Genomic DNA, 280 nt, shown 5'->3' with positions numbered 1-280 from the left:
CTGGGTGCCGGCATTGCGTTGCTGGCACTGCTGTGGTGGGCGGCGTGGCGGCTGGCACGCCGCGCCGAAACCTGCTGACCCGCGCGTCCGGCGCTGCCGATCAGCGTTGCAACGCGCGCCGCCCCGGGGCTTCCTGCAGGTCCGTGCTGGCCACCACCACGCGGTTGCGGCCGCTGCGCTTGGCCTCGTACATCGCCGCGTCGGCGCGTGCCATCAGCCGCTCGTAGTCCGGGTGGCCGTCATGCCCGGCCACGCCGATGCTGGCGGTCAGTGCCAGTAC

Annotated in this window: 1 protein-coding gene; it reads right to left on the bottom strand. The window is 73.6% G+C overall.

Going from position 1 to position 280, the window contains the following annotated elements; all coding sequences use genetic code 11:
• Nucleotides 1–100: 100 nt before the first annotated feature.
• A partial coding sequence (locus N8M16_RS10065; RefSeq protein WP_261070152.1) for a diguanylate cyclase domain-containing protein occupies nucleotides 101–280 on the bottom strand: 180 nt, incomplete at its 5' end.

This window comes from Streptococcus mitis (assembly GCF_946188375.1).
GTDB lineage: Bacteria > Bacillota > Bacilli > Lactobacillales > Streptococcaceae > Streptococcus > Streptococcus mitis_CX.
The sequence above is the reverse complement of the archived record's forward strand: the minus strand, read 5'-3'. Positions and strand labels throughout refer to the sequence as shown.